The following is a 16,628-nucleotide window of genomic DNA, read 5'->3' on the forward strand; positions in this document are numbered from 1 at the left end:
ACGATGTCCTCATCCACCCGACGGCGTGCCGTCAGGACGGCCTGGGCCGTCCTGACCGCCACGTCGCTCGTGGGCATCGCGGGCGTCCAGTCCGCGATCGCCCTCGCGGGGCCGACGGCGCAGAACGCGCCCGTCGCCGCGGCGGCCGCGCCGGCCGACTCCGAGTACGCCCAACGGTTCCTCGAGCAGTACGAGAAGATCAAGGACCCGGCCAACGGGTACTTCAGCCCGCAGGGCATCCCGTACCACGCGGTCGAGACCCTCATGGTCGAGGCGCCCGACTACGGCCACATGACGACGTCCGAGGCGTACAGCTACTGGCTGTGGCTCGAGGCGCTCTACGGCCAGGCCACCGGTGAGTGGGCCCCGCTGAACGAGGCGTGGGCCACCATGGAGACCTACATGATCCCGCAGGCTGCGGACCAGCCGACGAACTCGTTCTACAACCCGCAGAAGCCCGCCACGTACGCGGCGGAGTACAACCACCCGAGCGGCTACCCCTCGCAGCTCAACACGAGCGGCACGGTGGGTGTCGACCCGCTCGCCAACGAGCTGAAGTCGACCTACGGCACGTCGGACATCTACCAGATGCACTGGCTCGCGGACGTCGACAACGTCTACGGCTTCGGCAACGCGCCCGGCCCCGGCTGCCAGCTCGGCCCGGACCACGAGGGCGTCTCGCTCATCAACACGTTCCAGCGCGGCCCGCAGGAGTCGGTCTGGGAGACCATCCCGCAGCCCACCTGCGACGACTTCACGTTCGGCGGGCGGAACGGCTTCCTCGACATCTTCACCGGTGACGCGTCGTACGCGAAGCAGTGGAAGTTCACGTCCGCGTCGGACGCCGACGCACGCGCCGTCGAGGCCGTCTACTGGGCCAACAAGTGGGCGACGGAGCAGGGCAAGGCGGCCGAGGTGGCCGGCACGGTGGCCAAGGCCGCCAAGCTCGGTGACTACCTGCGCTACACGCTGTTCGACAAGTACTTCAAGACGATCGGCTGCACCTCGCCGTCGTGCCCCGCGGGCACCGGCCGCGACAGCGCGCACTACCTGCTGTCCTGGTACATGGCGTGGGGCGGCGCGACCGACGCGGCGGCCGGCTGGTCGTGGCGCATCAGCTCCTCGCACGCGCACTTCGGGTACCAGAACCCGTTCGCGGCGTGGGCGCTGTCCAACGACGCGAAGCTGACGCCGAAGTCCCCGACCGCCAAGTCGGACTGGACGAAGGCCATGGACCGCCAGCTCGAGTTCTACACGTGGCTGCAGTCGAGCAACGGCCCGATCGCCGGTGGCGCCACCAACAGCTGGGACGGTGCGTACGCGCAGCCCCCGGCCGGCACCCCGACGTTCTACGGCATGGCCTACACCGAGGCGCCCGTGTACGTCGACCCACCGTCGAACCAGTGGTTCGGCATGCAGGCGTGGGGCGTGCAGCGCGTCGCGGAGCTCTACTACGAGACCGGCAACGCGAAGGCCAAGCGGGTCCTCGACAAGTGGGTCCCGTGGGTCGTCGCGAACATCAAGGTGAACGGCGCCGACTGGTCGGTGCCGAGCGAGCTCACGTGGTCCGGCAAGCCCGACACGTGGAACGCGGCGAACCCGGGCGCCAACGCGGGCCTCACCGTCACGCTGAAGAGCTCGGGCCAGGACGTCGGCGTCGCCGGCGACACCGCCCGTGCGCTCCTCTTCTACGCCGCCCGCTCGGGCGACACCGCGTCGCGCGACAAGGCGAAGGCCCTGCTCGACGCCATCTGGGAGAACAACCAGGACGAGCTCGGTGTCGCGGCGCCGGAGACGCGCGGGGACTACCAGCGCTTCGACGACGCGTACGTGGCGAACGGCAACGGCGTGTACGTGCCGTCGTCCTTCTCGGGCACGATGCCGAACGGCGACGTCATCAAGCCGGGCGTCTCCTTCCTCGACATCCGGTCCTTCTACAAGCAGGACCCGCAGTGGTCGAAGGTGGAGACCGCGCTGCGCACGGGCGTGAACCCCACGTTCACGTACCACCGGTTCTGGTCGCAGACGGCGATCGCCGGCGCACTGGCCGACTACGCCCGCCTGTTCGAGGGCGGCGGCCCGACGCCGACGCCCACCGTGACGCCGACGCCCACGGTCACGCCCACGCCGACGGTGACGCCGACGCCGACGGTCACGCCGACGCCGACGGTCACGCCGACGGTGACGCCGACCCCCACGGTCACGCCGACCCCGACGCGGAACCCGACCGCGGCCTGCTCGGTCCGCTACACCAGCAACGAGTGGAACACGGGCTTCACCGCGTCGGTGCGCATCACCAACACCGGCACGACGGCCCTGTCCGGGTGGAACCTGCGGTTCGACCTGACGGGCGGTCAGCGGGTGCAGCAGGGCTGGAGCGCCCAGTGGGCGCAGTCCGGCCAGACCGTGACGGCGACGAACGCGGCGTGGAACGGCACGCTCGCGGCCGGCGCCTCGGTCGAGATCGGGTACAACGGCTCGCACACCGGCCAGAACCCGAGGCCGACCGCGTTCAGCCTGAACGGCTCCACCTGCACCACCGGCTGACGCACGACCGCTGACCCCGCCGCGACCCCATGCGCGGCGGTGGCGAGGGCCGGTCCCGGGACTCCCGGGGCCGGCCCTCCGTCGTGTCCGCACGTCGGCAGGACGCACGAACGACGAAGCCCCCGGTCGGCATCTGCCGACCGGGGGCTTCCTCGCACTGTCGGGGTGGCGGGATTCGAACCCACGACCTCTTCGTCCCGAACGAAGCGCGCTACCAAGCTGCGCCACACCCCGTGGAGCCCCATGAGAATAGCGGACGTTCGGGGCGGGAGTGAAACCGGCCTCGGGCGGGCGCGGGAGGGGCGTGTCGACTCGCGTGTCGTCCCCGGAACCGGTGTCCTCCCGCGGGCGTACGCACGCCGTGCGCACACCCCCGGGACGAGGTCCCGGCCGCGGCCGACGCACCCCGGTGACACGCCGACCGACGCGGCGCCCGGGCGACGACGAACGCTCTCGTGGGCGCCGGCCGCGACGTCAGGCGGCGACGAGCGTCAGCAGCGTCGCCTCCGGCCGGCACGCGAACCGCACCGGTGCGTACGGCGACGTGCCCAGGCCGGCCGACACGTGCAACCACGCCGACCCGGCGCCGCCCGCCCGGTCGGGGCGCGCCCCCGGCCAGCCGTGCAGGCCCTTGGCGCGCCCGGTGTCGAGGTCGCAGTTCGTCGTCAGCGCGCCCCACAGCGGCACGGTGAGCTGCCCGCCGTGGGTGTGCCCGGCGATCATCAGGTCGACGCCGTCGGCGTGCATCGCGTCCAGCACCCGGCGGTAGGGCGCGTGCGTGACGCCGACGTGCAGGTCGATGTCCGGTGCGTCCCGGCGGTCGCTGCGCGCCCGCGCGTCGTCGGGTCCGCCCGCCGCCGGGAAGCGGTCCTGCTCGAGGTGGGCGTCGTCGGTGCCGACGAGCGACAGCCGGCGGCCGTCGACCTCGAGAGCGTCGCGGCGGTTGGACAGGTCCGTCCACCCGGCCGACGTCAGCCGGGCGACGAGCTCGCGCCACGGCAGCTCCACGGGCGGGCGGGCCGGCGCGCGGCGCGCGTCCGGGAGCAGGTACCGCGCCGGGTTCTTCGGCATCGGGGCGACGTAGTCGTTCGACCCGAGCACGAACGCCCCGGGCAGGGCCAGCAGCGGCTCGAGCGCCCGCAGCAGGGCCGGCATGGAGTCGCGGTGCGCCCAGTTGTCCCCGGTGTCGACGACGAGGTGCGGGTCGAGCGTCGCGAGGTCGCGGACCCAGTCGACCTTGCGCCGCTGACCGGGGGTCAGGTGCAGGTCCGACACGTGCAGGACGCGCAGCGGGGCCTGACCGGCCGGCAGCACCGGGACGGTCACCTCGCGCAAGGCGTACCAGCGCGCCTCCACGAGCGACCAGGTGACACCGGCGCCGCCGGCGAGCGCGAGCCCGCCGACGGTGCGCAGGGCAGGGCGGAGCGCGGTGAGCGAGGGGTGCACGCGTCAGCCGTTGCCGCGGCCGGCGTTGCCGCCCTGGCCGCCGCCCTGCCCGCCACCCTGGCCACCGCCCTGGCCGCCGCCTTGCCCGCCGCCCGGGCCGCCGCCCTGCCCGCCGCCCGGGCCGCCACCCTGCCCGCCGCCCGGGAAGCCGGGCTGGACCTGGTTCGGGTCGGGTGCGGGAGGCTGCCCGTTGGACAGCCGCAGGGTGATGGTGGCACCGCGCGACGCCGTGCCGGCGGGCGACTGGTCGGCGACGGTGCCCGCGGGCACCGGGGACGCCACCTGCTCGTTCGAGACCGTCACGCGGAAGCCCGCACGCTCGAGCCTGCTGCGCGCGTCCTGCTCGGTGAGGCCGACCACGGACGGCACGTCGCGGCGCTCGCCGAACACCTGACGGTCGTTGGGCGAGACGAACCCGGGCACCTCGACGCCGCTGAGCGTGCTGTCCATGTACCGCTTCCACGTCGGCGCCGCGATGGACGAGCCGTACGGGCCGCGGGTGTACTTCTTGCCGTTGATGACCAGGCCGCCCATCGAGCGCATCCCGTCGCTGTGGCCGACCCACACGACGGTGGCGCGCAGCGGGTTGTAGCCCGCGAACCAGTTGTTCTCGTTGTTCGAGGTCGTGCCGGTCTTGCCCGCGGCCGTGTAGGACGGCTTGCCGACGCTGATCGCCGTGCCGGTCCACACGTTGCTCAGGGCGAAGTTCATCGCCGCGGCGATCTGGGGCTCGACGGCACCCTGGCGGCAGTCGGCGGACGGGACCGGCAGCTCCTCGCCGGCGGGGTTCTGGACGGACGTGATCGCGATCGGCTTGCAGTAGGTGCCGCCCGAGGCGAACGTCGCGTACGCCGCCGCCATCTGCAGCGGAGACGTGGACTGCGAACCGAGGACGTTCGCCGGGGTCGCCGTGAACGGTGCGTTCATGGGGGTGCCCCACGACGGGTCGATCGCGTTCGGGTCTCCGGCCTGCGTCACGCCGAGCTCGGCGGCCCCGCGCATGATGTCGCAGAGGTTGAGCTCCTTGGCCATGGCCATGTACGCCGAGTTGACCGAGTTCCGCGTGGCGTCCAGGACGGACTGCGGGATCGCGCGCCCGCCCTCGGAGTTCGCGAACGGGTAGTCGCCCACGAGCCGGATGCAGTTGGGGAACTCGCGCTGGTCGTACTTCATCCGGGTCCCGTTGACCGTCTCGTTCAGCGCGTGCCCCTTGCGCAGCCACTCGAGCAGCGTGAAGACCTTGAACGTCGACCCGGGGGAGAAGCCCGACGATCCGCCGTACTCGAACGACGCGTTGTAGTTGACGGCCGTCTCCTGCGCCGGGCGGTCCTTCAGGTTCGAGTAGATGCGGTTCTGCGCCATCGCGAGGATCTTGCCGGTGCCCGGCTCGACCGTGACGATCGAGGAGGCGATGCCGGACGAGTCGTCGACCGGGACGCCGGCCTTCACCTCGGCGTCGGCGATGGCCTGCTCGCCGGGCAGCAGCGTCGTCGTGATCCGCAGGCCCCCGCGGTACAGCAGGTTGAGCCGGTCCTGCCGGGTCGGGCCGAACGCGGGGTCGTTGATGATCACCTTCGTGACGTAGTCGCAGAAGAAGCCGGAGCCCGCGACGACGTCACCGGCGGCCATGCACCCCTGCTTGAGCGGCTGCGGGCGCAGCGTGTCGGCGATGGGCGTCGCGACCCCCGCGGCGAGCTCCTCCTGGGTGATGTACTTCTCGCGCGCCATGTCACGCAGCACCTGGTCACGCCGCTTCTGCGACTTCTCCAGCCGCGCGGCGCGCTCCTCCTCGGTCTGCTCCGCGGGACCGACCGGGTCGAGCGCCGACGGGCTCTGCGTGATGCCGGCGATGGTCGCGGCCTCGAGGTAGGTCAGGTCCTTGGCCGGCTTGCTGAAGTAGTACTGCGCGGCCGACTCGACGCCGTACACGGAGGCACCGAACGGCGCGATGTTCAGGTAGCTCTCGAGGATCTCGTCCTTCGACATGGACTTCTCGAGCGTGATCGCGATCTTCGCCTCGCGGATCTTGCGGGCGACGCCCTCGGCGCCCTCGCTCTCCCGCGCGGCGTCGATGAGCGCGAGGCGCTCCGCCTCCGACCCGGCCTGCTCGGCGGCGTCGACGAAGACGTTCTTGACGTACTGCTGCGTCAGGGTGGACGCACCCTGCGTGTCGCCCATGAGGGTCGCGACCGCAGCGCGCGCCATGCTGGGGACGTCGACGCCCGAGTGCTCGTAGAAGCGCCGGTCCTCGACCGCGATGACCGCCTGCTGCATGATCGGCGCCATCTCCGCGAGCGGCACGATCACCCGGTTCTGCACGTAGAACGTCGCGAGCAGCGTGCCGTCGGCGGCGAGGATCTCCGACTTCTCGGGCAGGTCGCGCTGCTCGAGCTGGCTCGGCAGCTCCTCGAACGCCGTGACGGACAGGTCGGTCGCGCCGTTGGTCACGGCCACGGCCGGCAGCAGCATGCCGGCGGCCAGCACCCCGCCCACGACGGCGACGAGGCAGAAGGAGACGAGCAGTGCCAGCGCCTGCACGGCGCTGACGCTGCGTCCGCGGGCGCGGGCAGGGGTCGGCATACCCGTGAGGGTACCGGCGGGCGCTGACGCGCGGGGGTGGCGCTCGCCACCCCCGCGCCTCCTCCACGCGACCTGCACAGCCCGACGCGCGGACTGCGCCGGGTGGCGGAAACCGGCGGGCGGGTCTATACGGGCGCCTGCTGACCCGCTAGCGTCCCCGGTGCTATCGGCAGGGACGGAGGTCACAGGTGACGGTGCTCGAGGTGGACGGCCACTGGACCGCGCGCGCAGCGTGCGGGTCCAACAATCTGGCGCCCGACGCGCTCTTCGTCGAGGGCTCGGCGCAGCGGGACGCCCGCAGCGTGTGCGTGGGCTGCCCCGTGCGCCTGGACTGCCTGGCGGACGCGCTCGACAGCCGCGCCGACTTCGGCGTGTGGGGCGGCATGACGGAGCGCGAGCGGCGGGCGCTCCTGCGCCGGCGTCCCGACGTGGTGTCGTGGCGCAACGAGCTCGTCGGCTCGGACATGTCGCTGGCGTCGCTGTCGTCCGCGCGTGTGTGAGCGCTCCCACCAGGGACGCGGCAGCCGACGTCGGCGGGCGGGCGCCCGCCACTAGGGTGGGCCCATGGCCACCCAGTGGGAGTACGCGACCGTTCCGCTCATCATCCACGCCACCAAGGCGATCCTCGACCAGTGGGGGTCCGACGGGTGGGAGCTCGTGACGGTCATCCAGGGCCCGGACGCGGGGCTCGTCGCCTACCTCAAGCGGCCGAAGCCGTGAGCGGTGCCGCGCGGGTCGGTACCCGGCTCTCCGAGCTCGGCCTGACCCTGCCCGGCGTCGCGGCGCCCCTGGCGGCGTACGTGCCCGCCGTGCGCGACGGCCGGCACGTGTGGACCTCGGGGCAGCTGCCCTTCGTCGACGGCGCGCTCCCGGCCACGGGCAAGGTCGGCGGCGACGTCACGCCGGAGGACGCGGCCGACCTGGCGCGCGTCGCGGCGCTCAACGCCCTCGCGGCCGTGGGCGCCCTGCTCGCCCAGGAGGACGGGACCGACCCGGTGACGGCGCTCGACCGCATCCGGCGGGTCGTCAAGCTCGTCGGCTTCGTCGCGAGCGACCCCGCGTTCAGCGGGCAGCCGGCCGTGGTCAACGGCGCGAGCCTGCTGCTGCACGAGCTGCTCGGCGAGGCCGGCGTGCACGCGCGGTCCGCGGTGGGCGTCGCGGTGCTGCCGATGGACTCCCCGGTCGAGCTCGAGATCGTCGTCGCGGTCGACTGACCCCGGCGCGCCGACGGCACGCCGGGGCGGACGGGCACGCGGTGGCACGCCGGTGCACACGGGCACCCCGCGTGCGGACCCGTCAGCGGGCGCGGCGCTCGAGCCGGTCGACGTCCAGCAGCACGACCGCACGGCCCTCGCGGCGGACCCAGCCGCGCGCGGCGAAGTCGGCGAGCGCCTTGTTCACGGTCTCGCGCGACGCGCCGACGAGCTGCGCCAGCTCCTCCTGCGTCAGGTCGTGGGCGACCCGGATGCCCTCGTCGACCTCCTGCCCGAAGCGGGTCGACAGGTCGAGCAGGGCCTTGGCCACGCGTCCCGGCACGTCGGAGAACACCAGGTCGGCGAGCGCCTCGTTGGTGCGGCGCAGCCGGCGGGCCAGCGCCTGCAGCAGGTGCTCGGCGACCGTCGGCTTGTCCTCGAGCCAGCGGATCAGGTCCGGGTGGCCGAGCTCGAGCACGACGGCGTCGGCGACCACGGTCGCCGTCGCGGTGCGCGGGCCCGGGTCGAACAGGGACAGCTCGCCGAACATCTCGCCCGGGCCGAGCACGGCGAGCAGGTTCTCGCGGCCGTCGTTCGAGCGGCGGCCGAGCTTGATCTTGCCCTCGCGCACGACGTAGAGGCGGTCACCCGGCTCGCCCTCATGGAACAGGACGTCGCCCCGACCGGCATCGATCTCCTTCATCGACGCGATGAGCGCTCCCGACGACTCCGCGTCCAGACCCGCGAACAGCGGGGCCGTCAGCACGATGTCATCCGCCACAGCGGCACCTTCTCTCTCCCGGACCTTGCCGGCCTTGCGTCCCGCACCCTCGGCAGCACGGTGTGGTCGACCGCGCGGCGACGCCCGCGGAGTGCGCGGGACGGCGCGGCGGGGGCGGTGCGTGCGGTCGTGCCCGCCCCTGCTGTCACATGTCAGTCTGCCGCATCGCACGCGGGTCGCGCGTCGGGCGCCCGTGCGCACGCGCAGCGGCGGCCCGGTGGGACTGCCCGCCGGGCGGCTCAGCCGCGACCGGTGGTGCGCGCCAGGAGGCCGGCGACGGCCCCCGGGTCACGCGCGAGGCGCTCCACGAGGCGGTCCGTCACGCGGTGCAGCGCCTGCTCGACGCCGTCCTCGTAGCGCGCGAGGCGCGCGTCGAGGTCGCGCAGGGCCGGCAGCACGCCGACCTCGCGCACGGCGGCGGTGCCCTCCAGCGCCCCTGCCAGCGCGGCCGGCGGCGGCGCCTCGAGAACCACGTCGACCGGGAGCACGGACGCCATGCCGGCGCCGAGGTCCTCGGGCCGCGCGGCGCTCGCCACCACCAGGTCCATGCGGGCACGCACGACGCGGCGCCACCGCCCGACGCGGGCCTGCTCGGCCCGCAGCGCGCGCCGTTCCTGGCGGAGCTCGTCCAGCGGGTGCCCGAGGGCCGACGACGTCACGTGAGGGGGATCGGCCGGGTCGCGTCGGACTTGAGCGTTCTGCCCCACGGCGGGGAGTACGTCACCCGGGGGGAGCAGCGCCCGGCGGGCACGCGCCGGGCGGGTGCGGCGTCGGTGCCCCGGCGTAGCCTGCCCGCGTGGACAGCACCAGCCCCGAGAGCCCCCTCGCGCGCACCCGGCGCGCCCGGCGCATCGACCGTGCGCTCGCCGTCCGTTACCCGGACGCGCACTGCGAGCTCGACTTCCGCGACCCGTTCGAGCTGCTGATCGCCACGGTGCTGTCGGCGCAGACCACGGACGTGCGGGTCAACCAGACGACCCCCGAGCTCTTCGCGCGGTACCCGGACGCCGTGGCGCTCGCGGCGGCGGACCTCAGCGAGCTCGAGGAGATCCTGCGGCCGACCGGGTTCTACCGGGCCAAGTCGCGCGCCGTCATGGGCATCGGCCAGGCGCTTGTGGAGCGCTTCGGCGGGGAGGTGCCGGCGCGCCTCGAGGACCTCGTCACGCTGCCCGGCGTGGGACGCAAGACCGCGAACGTCGTGCTCGGGAACGCGTTCGGGGTCCCGGGCATCACGGTGGACACGCACGTCGCGCGGCTGTCGAGGCGGCTGGGCTACACGACGAGCGAGGACCCGCTCGTCATCGAGCAGGACCTGCAGCCGCTGATCGAGCGGCGCGACTGGACCATGGCCTGCCACCGGCTGATCTTCCACGGACGACGCACGTGCTTCGCGCGGCGGCCGGCGTGCGGGGCGTGCCCCGTCGCGGCGCTGTGCCCGTCGGCCGGCATCGGCGAGACCGACCCGGTCCGCGCGACCGCGATGCTCAAGGGCTGAGGCTCAGGCCCCGACGCGCCGGTCGCGGGCCCGTGCGCTGCCGACCTCCGCGAGCCAGTCGACGAGCAGCTCGCCGACCTGCTCGGGCGCCTGGTCGGTGAGGAAGTGCCCGGCGCCGCGCAGCAGCTCGTAGCGGTAGGGGTGGGCGAGGGCGCGCGTCGGCGTGCGCAGCGCCGCGTGCGAGGCCGGGCGCAGGCCGTCGCGGGCCCCGTGCACCTGCAGCACGGGTACCGGCCGGGCGTCGCGCAGCACCGCGCGGTACCGGCGACCGTCGGGGCGCGGGGTCGACCGGACGAGCCAGCGCACCTGCTCCAGCTGGCTGTGCGCGGCGAACGGCACCCGCAGCGCGCGGCGGTACGTGTCCACGGCCGTGACGTCGGGGCGGCCGGGCATGCCGCCCCACTGCGTGAACATGCGCTCGACGAGGTCGCCCTCGACGACCGCGCGCTCCGGCAGCGACGGGAGCTGCGTGAACGCGAGCAGCGCGGCCGCGGCCGGGTGCGGGGCGGTGCGTGGCTCGAGGACGCGGTCGAGCGGGTGCGGGCCCGCGAGCACGCCGAGCGCCCGGACCACGTCCGGGTGGGCGGCGGCGGTGGCCCAGGCGACGTCGGCGCCCGTCCCGCTGCCGACGACGACCGCGTCCGACTCGCCCAGCGAGCGGATGACGCCCGCCGCATCGGCCGCGAGCGTCGGCACGTCGTAGCCCTGCGGGGGCTTGTCGGAGCCGCCGGTGCCCCGTAGGTCCATGGCGGCGACGCGGTAGCCCGCGGCGGCGAGCACCGGCAGCTGGTGGCGCCAGGCCCACCAGAACTGCGGGACGCCGTGCAGCAGCAGGACGAGCGGCGCGTCCTGGTCGCCCGCCACGGTGACGTGGAAGCGGGCGCCGTTCGCGGTGACGAAGCGGTGCTGCCAGGGGCCGTCGAAGAGCAGAGCGGCGGAGTCGACGGTGGTCATCGGGTGCGAACCTACCGGCTCGGCCCCCGCTCGTGACCCCCCTCCGCCGCACCGGGGGCCGGGGCGGCCGTGTCCTCGGCCACGGGAGGCGCCTGCGGGTCGACCGCGGCCGTCGCGGCCCGGTCGGTCGCGTCCGGCCCCGCGGCGCCCTCGGCGAGCGCGGTGTGCACGCGCCCGCGCCACGCGAGCACGGACCCGCCCAGCAGGGCCGCGAGCAGCGACGCCGCGAGCACGCCGACCACCACGTGGTCGGCCAGGACCGTGCCGGTACCGAAGGCGAGCGACCCGACCAGCAGCGACACCGTGAACCCGATGCCGGCGAGCAGGCCGACGCCCGTCACGTCCCACCAGCCCAGGCCCGGCGCGAGCCGTGCGCGGGTGAACCGCGACACCAGCCACGTCGCGAGCACGATGCCCAGGGGCTTGCCGAGCACGAGGCCGAGCACCACGCCCAGCCCGACCGGCTCGGTGAAGGTCGCGCCGATCGTGGCCGGCTCGACGGCCACGCCCGCGGCGAAGAGCGCGAACACCGGCACGGCGAACCCGGCGGACACCGGCCGCCACAGGTGCTCGTAGCGCTCCGCGAGGGAGTGGTCGGAGTCCGCGTCCTGGGCGTCCGACCCCGGGACGGCCGAGCCCACGGCGGCGGGGACGGCGAAGCCGAGCAGCACGCCGGCGATCGTCGCGTGCACGCCCGACGCGTGCAGCAGCGCCCACGCGGCGAGCGCGAGCGGGACCAGCACGAACGGCGAGCGCAGGCCGCGGCGCAGGGCGAGGGCGAAGACGGCCACGCACGCGAACGAGCCGAGCATGAGCCCGAGCGTCACGGTGTCCGTGTAGCCGACGGCGATGATGACGATCGCCAGCAGGTCGTCGACCACCGCGAGCGTCAGCAGGAACGCGCGCAGCGCGACGGGCACGCCGCGGCCGACGATGGCGAGGACGCCCACCGCGAACGCGATGTCGGTGGCGGTCGGCACCGCCCAGCCCTCCGGTGCGCCGTCCGGCATCGCCGCGTTGACGGCGAGGTAGATGCCCGCCGGCACGATCATGCCGCCGACCGCCGCGGCCGCGGGCAGCGCCGCCGTGGCCACGTGCCGCAGCTCGCCCACGACCATCTCGCGCTTGAGCTCGAGGCCCACGACGAAGAAGAAGATCGCGAGCAGCCCGTCGGCGGCCCAGTGCGCGAGGTCGAGGTCGAGGTGCAGCGCGGCGGGACCGACGACGGTCCCGCTCACCGCCTCGTACGACGCGGGGGCGAGGTTGGCCCAGAGCAGCGCCACGACGGCGCCGACCAGCAGGAGCATGCCGCCGATGCGCTCGTCGCGCAGCGTGTCGGCCAGGTTGCGCTCACCACCGGGGGTGAGGGCGGAGAAGAGCGTGCGCGCGGGGCGCTGCGCCGGGATGCCGGACGGGGGCGTGGGCACAGGTGTACCTCTCGGTGGGGTCGGTCGAGACGTTGCCGACCAGACTTCCCGGCGCACCGGGAGTCCACCTTACCGACGACGAGGTGACGCACGCCCGGTGAGGGCGGCGCGGCCGCTCGTGTCAGGCGTCGGCCGGCTCCGGCACGTCCGCGCGGTCGTCCTGACCGCGGCGGTCCTTCGGCGGGTCGAAGCGGTAGCCGACGTTGCGCACGGTCCCGATCAGCTGCTCGTGCTCGGGTCCGAGCTTCGCGCGCAGGCGCCGCACGTGGACGTCCACGGTGCGGGTGCCCCCGTAGTAGTCGTAGCCCCAGACCTCCTGCAGGAGCTGGGCGCGCGTGAACACGCGGCCCGGGTGCTGCACGAGGTACTTGAGGAGCTCGAACTCCTTGTACGTGAGGTCGAGCGGGCGCCCGCGCAGCCGGGCGGTGTAGCCGCCGGCGTCGATGGTCAGCTCGCCCGAGGAGATCTCCTGCGGTGCGTCGTCGAACGACGCCGTCGCGGCGCGCTCCATGACGAGCCGGAACCGCGTCTCGACCTCCGCCGGCGTCGCGTGCTCGAGCACGATGTCGTCCGCGCCCCACTCCGCCGTGACGACCGTGAGGCCGCCCTCGGTGAGCACGAGCACGAGCGGCACCGTCAGGCCCGTCGCGCGCAGCAGCCGGCACGTGGTGCGGGCCGTCACGAGGTCACGCCGTGCGTCGAGCACGACGATGTCCGCGTCCGGTGCGTCCACGAGCGCCGACGGTTCGACCGGCAGGACCCTGACCCGGTGGGACAGGAGCCCCAGGGCGGGCAGCACCTGTGCCGAACCACCGGACGCTGGCGTGAGCAGCAGCAGGTCCGCCACGTTCACCTCCTGGCGTGCGAGTGGGCACACGGTACCGCGTGCTCCCACGCAGTCGCGTCGACCGACCGGGGGGTGGCGTCTGAGAGAATCCCGGCGTGCTGACCCGCCCGGCCCTCCGCCGTCCCTGCAGGCCCGCGCCCGGGTGCCCGGTGCGGCCGTGAGCGTCGAGACCCGCTCCGTCCTGACGGCCGTCCTCGCCGCCGCCGTCGCAGTCGCCGGCTTCCTCGACGTGCTGCCGCTCGCCGGCCTCGCGGCCGTCCTCGTCGTCGTGCTCGCCGCGGGGTGGCCCGCGCTCGCCGGCCTGCCGTTCGTGCCCGGTTCCGTGGCGGTGGTCGCCCTCGGTGGCCTCGGTGCGGTGGCGGCCGTGACGTTCACGCCCCTGCAGCCCTACCTCCAGCACATGCCCCTCGTCTTCGCGGCTGCCGTCGTGCTCGCGTTCGTCAACGAGCTCCTGCGCCGCGACGGGCGGGTCCGCCTCGTCGAGTCGGTGTCCGGGACCGTGACGGGCACCGTGCTCGCGGTGTGCGTGACCGGCTGGGTCGCCACGGCGCGCCTGGAGGGCGGGGCGGCCCTCGTGGTCGCCGGGGCGGTGGCGCTCGCGCTCGGCTCGGCCGCCGTCGCGCTGCACGGCCGCCGGGGCCTGGTGTACCTGGTGACGGTCGTCGCCGCGACGGCCGGCGGGACGCTCGTGGGAGCCGTGCTGCCGACGGTCGAGCTCCTCACGGGCGCCGTGCTGGGCTTCGGTGTGGGCGTGCTGGTCGCCGCGATGCACGCGCTGTTCGACCGGGTCCCCGCGCTCGCGCGCCGCCTGCCGTCGCTCGCGGTGGCGGTGCTGCCCGTGACGGTCAGCGGCGTGCTGGTCTACGTCGCCGGGCGCGTGCTCGCCGGCTGAGACCGGTCAGTACACGAGGGCCTGCGCGTCGGGCCGCAGCGTCTCCTCCACGAACACCGCGGCGCCCGCGACCCGCACGCCCGGCAGGACGTCCTGCGCGGTGATGCCCCGACGCGCCGCGCACTGCGTGCACACCGTCACGCGGCCCTCGGCGAGGAGCAGGTCGAGCAGCTCGGGCAGCGGCGTGGCGTGCTCGAGCACGAGCCCGGCGGCGCGGCCGGGCAGCGCGAACCACGCCGACTCCCCGGTGAGCCACAGGCTGACCTCGGCGCCGGCGGCGACCGCGGCGGCCGCCACCGTGAACGCCTGGTTGGCCGCCTCGGGCCGGTCGGTGCCGCTGGTGGTCTTCACGACGAGGGGACGGGGGGTGGGGGTCACGCGCCCAGCGTAGGGAGCGCGGGCGCCGTGGGAAGAGGTGGGCCCCGCCGGTCGTTAGGATCGGTGCATGACTGCGCTCGAGGGCTTCTTCATCGGCCTGCTCGTGGCCGCCACGCTGGCGATCGGGTGGTTCGCCGTGTTCGTCGTCTACCGCCTGTACAAGGGCCAGCGCTGACCCGTCGACGGGTCGTGCACCCGCTGCGGGTGACCGGTCGGGGCACCCGCAGCGCGCAGGTCCGGGCCGGCGTCCGTCCCGGGCCGGCGTCCGAGTCGAGGAGGCAACGTGCCGTTCGTCCTGCCCGAGGGCCTGGCGCCCGAGGTCTACCCGCTCGCCTGGCTGGTCGGGCGCTGGCGCGGTGAGGGCGTCGTCGGGTACCCCGGCGTCGAGGAGAGCGCCTTCACGCAGGAGCTCGACATCACGCACGACGGCGGGCCGTACCTGGCGTACACGACGACGCTCCGGCTCGTCGTCGCACCCGACGACGCGGCCGCGCTCGACGACGCACCCGCGCCCGCCGCAGGCGAGGACGCGGCGGCCGGCGACGGCCCCGTCTGGTCGACCGAGTCCGGGTACTGGCGCGTGCCGCCGGAGCGCCCCGAGGGCCTCGCCGACGGCCAGCACCCCGTCGAGCTGCTGCTCGCCGACCCGTCCGGCCACGTGGCCGTGTACGTCGGCGCCGTCGGCAACGGCCGCATCGACCTCGTCTCCGACCTCATCGCGCACACCGCCACGGGCGCGGCCGTGAACGCCGGCAAGCGCCTGTACGGGCTGGTCGACGGGGAGCTCATGTGGGCGCACGACCTGGCCGCGTTCGGCCACCCGATGCAGTCGTACGCGTCCGGCCGGCTCGCGCGTGTGGAGGACTGACGTGACCACCACCCCCGCCGACGCCGCTCCCGCGCCGGGACCCCGCCACCGCAGCCCCCTGCTGGCCCGGCACGGCGCGGTCGCCGCGGCCGGCCCCGACGCCGGCGTCGCGTGGCACTACGGCGACCCGACCGCCGAGCAGCGGGCCCTCACGCGCGGCGGTGCGGTCGTCGACCAGTCGCACCTCGGCGTCGTCACCGTGACCGGCCCGGACCGGCTCAGCTGGCTCCACTCGCTCACGTCGCAGGAGCTCACCGACCTGCCGCCCCGCACGTCGACCGAGCTGCTCGTGCTCGACCCGCAGGGGCGCCTCGAGCACGCGGCCGGCGTCGTCGACGACGGCAGCACGACGTGGCTGATCACCGAGACGGCGCCCGCGCTCGCGGCCTGGCTGGACCGGATGCGGTTCATGCTCCGCGTCGAGGTCGCCGACGTCACCGACGACTGGGCCGCCGTCGCCGAGCCGCTCGACGCGGAGGGCGGCGAGGGCGAGCCCGTGACGTGGCGCGACCCGTGGCCGCGCACCGGGCCGGGCGGGACCCGCTACGGCCCGTCGGACGCCGACCACCCCGGCGCCGACCGGCGGTGGCGGCTCGTGCTGGTGCCCCGGGACCGGCTCGTCGAGGAGGTCCGTGCGCGCGAGGCCGCCGGCTGGCCGCTCGTCGGGACCTGGGCGTCCGAGGCCCTGCGCGTCGAGGCGTGGCGCCCGCGCACGTCGCGCGAGGTCGACGAGCGCACCATCCCGCACGAGCTCGACTGGCTGCGCACGGCCGTGCACCTGCACAAGGGCTGCTACCGCGGGCAGGAGACGATCGCGCGCGTGCACAACCTCGGCCGCCCGCCGCGCCGGCTCGTGATGCTGCACCTGGACGGCTCCGGGCACCTCGTGCCGGAGGCCGGTGCCGAGGTCTTCCTGCCCGACCTCGACGAGCGCGGCGCCGTGACGCGCGCCGGGGACGCGTCGGAGGGCGGCACGCCCGGGCGCCCCGTCGGGCGCGTGACGTCGGTCGCGCGGCACCACGAGCTGGGGCCGATCGCGCTCGCCGTCGTGAAGCGGTCGGTGCCCGAGGACGCGGTGCTGCTGGTCGACTGCGACGGCGGCGCCGTCTCGGCCGGCCAGGAGGTCGTCGTCCCGGGCGAGGGCGTGTCGGCCGACCGCCCGGCCGCGCGCGGTCCGCTCACCCGCGGGCTCGGCCACCACCCGATGCTCGGCGGCTGAG

Annotated in this window: 16 protein-coding genes and 1 tRNA gene; 8 read left to right on the forward strand and 9 right to left on the reverse strand. The window is 74.8% G+C overall.

Translation table 11 applies throughout. The annotated features are described in order from the left end of the window. Positions 1-3 precede the first annotated feature (3 nt). Positions 4-2,547: a glycoside hydrolase family 48 protein gene (locus tag E5225_RS01860; RefSeq protein ID WP_135973404.1), complete on the forward strand. Its 2,544-nt coding sequence runs from the start codon at positions 4-6 to the stop codon at positions 2,545-2,547. Positions 2,548-2,707: 160 nt separating this feature from the next. On the opposite strand, the gene E5225_RS01865 is transcribed toward E5225_RS01860, so the two are convergent. The 3 genes from E5225_RS01865 to E5225_RS01875 all read right to left on the reverse strand — a co-directional run bounded on the left by E5225_RS01865 (position 2,708) and on the right by E5225_RS01875 (position 6,573). After that, positions 2,708-2,781 (reverse strand) — tRNA-Pro (locus E5225_RS01865). Between the two features lie 240 nt (positions 2,782-3,021). Next, the gene (locus E5225_RS01870) at positions 3,022-3,993 is read right to left on the reverse strand and encodes a metallophosphoesterase (protein WP_135973403.1); all 972 of its coding nucleotides are present in this window, start codon (positions 3,991-3,993) and stop codon (positions 3,022-3,024) included. A gap of 3 nt (positions 3,994-3,996) precedes the next feature. Beyond that, entirely contained in the window at positions 3,997-6,573 is a 2,577-nt protein-coding gene (locus E5225_RS01875; RefSeq protein ID WP_135973402.1) for a penicillin-binding protein, read from the reverse strand. 188 nt (positions 6,574-6,761) lie between these two features. Between E5225_RS01875 and E5225_RS01880 the strand changes: the two genes are divergently transcribed. From E5225_RS01880 to E5225_RS01890, 3 genes are all read left to right on the forward strand, one after another. Then, positions 6,762-7,073 (forward strand): WhiB family transcriptional regulator, encoded by a 312-nt coding sequence (locus tag E5225_RS01880; protein WP_424945134.1) that lies wholly within the window; start codon positions 6,762-6,764, stop codon positions 7,071-7,073. A gap of 64 nt (positions 7,074-7,137) precedes the next feature. After that, positions 7,138-7,293: a Sp36 family protein gene (sp36, locus tag E5225_RS01885; RefSeq protein WP_135973401.1), complete on the forward strand. Its 156-nt coding sequence runs from the start codon at positions 7,138-7,140 to the stop codon at positions 7,291-7,293. Next, positions 7,290-7,787 (forward strand): RidA family protein, encoded by a 498-nt coding sequence (locus tag E5225_RS01890; protein ID WP_135973400.1) that lies wholly within the window; start codon positions 7,290-7,292, stop codon positions 7,785-7,787. The genes sp36 and E5225_RS01890 overlap by 4 nt, the downstream gene beginning before the upstream one ends. An 82-nt stretch (positions 7,788-7,869) precedes the next feature. Here E5225_RS01890 and E5225_RS01895 read toward each other — a convergent pair whose 3' ends face one another. Beyond that, the gene (locus E5225_RS01895; protein ID WP_135973399.1) at positions 7,870-8,547 is read right to left on the reverse strand and encodes a Crp/Fnr family transcriptional regulator; all 678 of its coding nucleotides are present in this window, start codon (positions 8,545-8,547) and stop codon (positions 7,870-7,872) included. A gap of 239 nt (positions 8,548-8,786) precedes the next feature. Then, complete coding sequence (locus tag E5225_RS01900; protein ID WP_135973398.1) at positions 8,787-9,206, reverse strand: RsiG family protein; 420 nt, start codon at positions 9,204-9,206, stop codon at positions 8,787-8,789. A gap of 137 nt (positions 9,207-9,343) precedes the next feature. Here E5225_RS01900 and nth point away from each other — a divergent pair, with 137 nt between their 5' ends. Beyond that, positions 9,344-10,042 carry an endonuclease III gene (gene nth / locus E5225_RS01905; RefSeq protein ID WP_135973397.1) on the forward strand — a complete coding sequence of 233 codons (699 nt, stop codon included), beginning with the start codon at positions 9,344-9,346 and terminating at the stop codon, positions 10,040-10,042. A 3-nt stretch (positions 10,043-10,045) separates the two neighbouring features. Here the strand turns inward: nth and E5225_RS01910 are convergent, their stop codons facing one another. The 3 genes from E5225_RS01910 to E5225_RS01920 form a co-directional block, all read right to left on the reverse strand. Next, a complete protein-coding gene (locus tag E5225_RS01910) occupies positions 10,046-10,996 on the reverse strand; it encodes an alpha/beta fold hydrolase (RefSeq protein ID WP_135973396.1) in 951 nt (316 codons plus the stop codon). Between the two features lie 11 nt (positions 10,997-11,007). Next, positions 11,008-12,423, reverse strand: coding sequence for a Na+/H+ antiporter NhaA (gene nhaA / locus E5225_RS01915; RefSeq protein ID WP_243738210.1), 1,416 nt, complete (start codon positions 12,421-12,423; stop codon positions 11,008-11,010). 121 nt (positions 12,424-12,544) lie between these two features. Next, the gene (locus tag E5225_RS01920) at positions 12,545-13,270 is read right to left on the reverse strand and encodes a winged helix-turn-helix transcriptional regulator (RefSeq protein WP_135973395.1); all 726 of its coding nucleotides are present in this window, start codon (positions 13,268-13,270) and stop codon (positions 12,545-12,547) included. 157 nt (positions 13,271-13,427) lie between these two features. Here E5225_RS01920 and E5225_RS01925 point away from each other — a divergent pair, with 157 nt between their 5' ends. Next, positions 13,428-14,162 (forward strand): hypothetical protein, encoded by a 735-nt coding sequence (locus E5225_RS01925; protein WP_135973394.1) that lies wholly within the window; start codon positions 13,428-13,430, stop codon positions 14,160-14,162. 6 nt (positions 14,163-14,168) lie between these two features. On the opposite strand, the gene E5225_RS01930 is transcribed toward E5225_RS01925, so the two are convergent. Further along, positions 14,169-14,540, reverse strand: a complete 372-nt coding sequence (locus E5225_RS01930) for a DsrE family protein (RefSeq protein WP_135973393.1) — start codon at positions 14,538-14,540, stop codon at positions 14,169-14,171. A 283-nt stretch (positions 14,541-14,823) separates the two neighbouring features. Between E5225_RS01930 and E5225_RS01935 the strand changes: the two genes are divergently transcribed. Next, positions 14,824-15,408, forward strand: a complete 585-nt coding sequence (locus E5225_RS01935; protein ID WP_135973392.1) for a heme-binding beta-barrel domain-containing protein — start codon at positions 14,824-14,826, stop codon at positions 15,406-15,408. A gap of 1 nt (position 15,409) precedes the next feature. After that, entirely contained in the window at positions 15,410-16,627 is a 1,218-nt protein-coding gene (gene ygfZ / locus E5225_RS01940; RefSeq protein ID WP_135973391.1) for a CAF17-like 4Fe-4S cluster assembly/insertion protein YgfZ, read from the forward strand. Position 16,628: the final 1 nt, after the last annotated feature.

The sequence above is a fragment of the Cellulomonas shaoxiangyii genome (assembly GCF_004798685.1).
Lineage (GTDB): Bacteria > Actinomycetota > Actinomycetes > Actinomycetales > Cellulomonadaceae > Cellulomonas > Cellulomonas shaoxiangyii.

What these genes read in the sequence shown, in the direction of transcription:
- E5225_RS01860 (WP_135973404.1), top strand. Translation starts at nt 4, where the DNA reads ATGTCCTCATCCACCCGACGGCGTGCCGTCAGGACGGCCTGGGCCGTC.
- E5225_RS01875 (WP_135973402.1), bottom strand. Translation starts at nt 6,573, where the DNA reads ATGCCGACCCCTGCCCGCGCCCGCGGACGCAGCGTCAGCGCCGTGCAG.
- sp36 (WP_135973401.1), top strand. Translation starts at nt 7,138, where the DNA reads ATGGCCACCCAGTGGGAGTACGCGACCGTTCCGCTCATCATCCACGCC.
- E5225_RS01910 (WP_135973396.1), bottom strand. Translation starts at nt 10,996, where the DNA reads ATGACCACCGTCGACTCCGCCGCTCTGCTCTTCGACGGCCCCTGGCAG.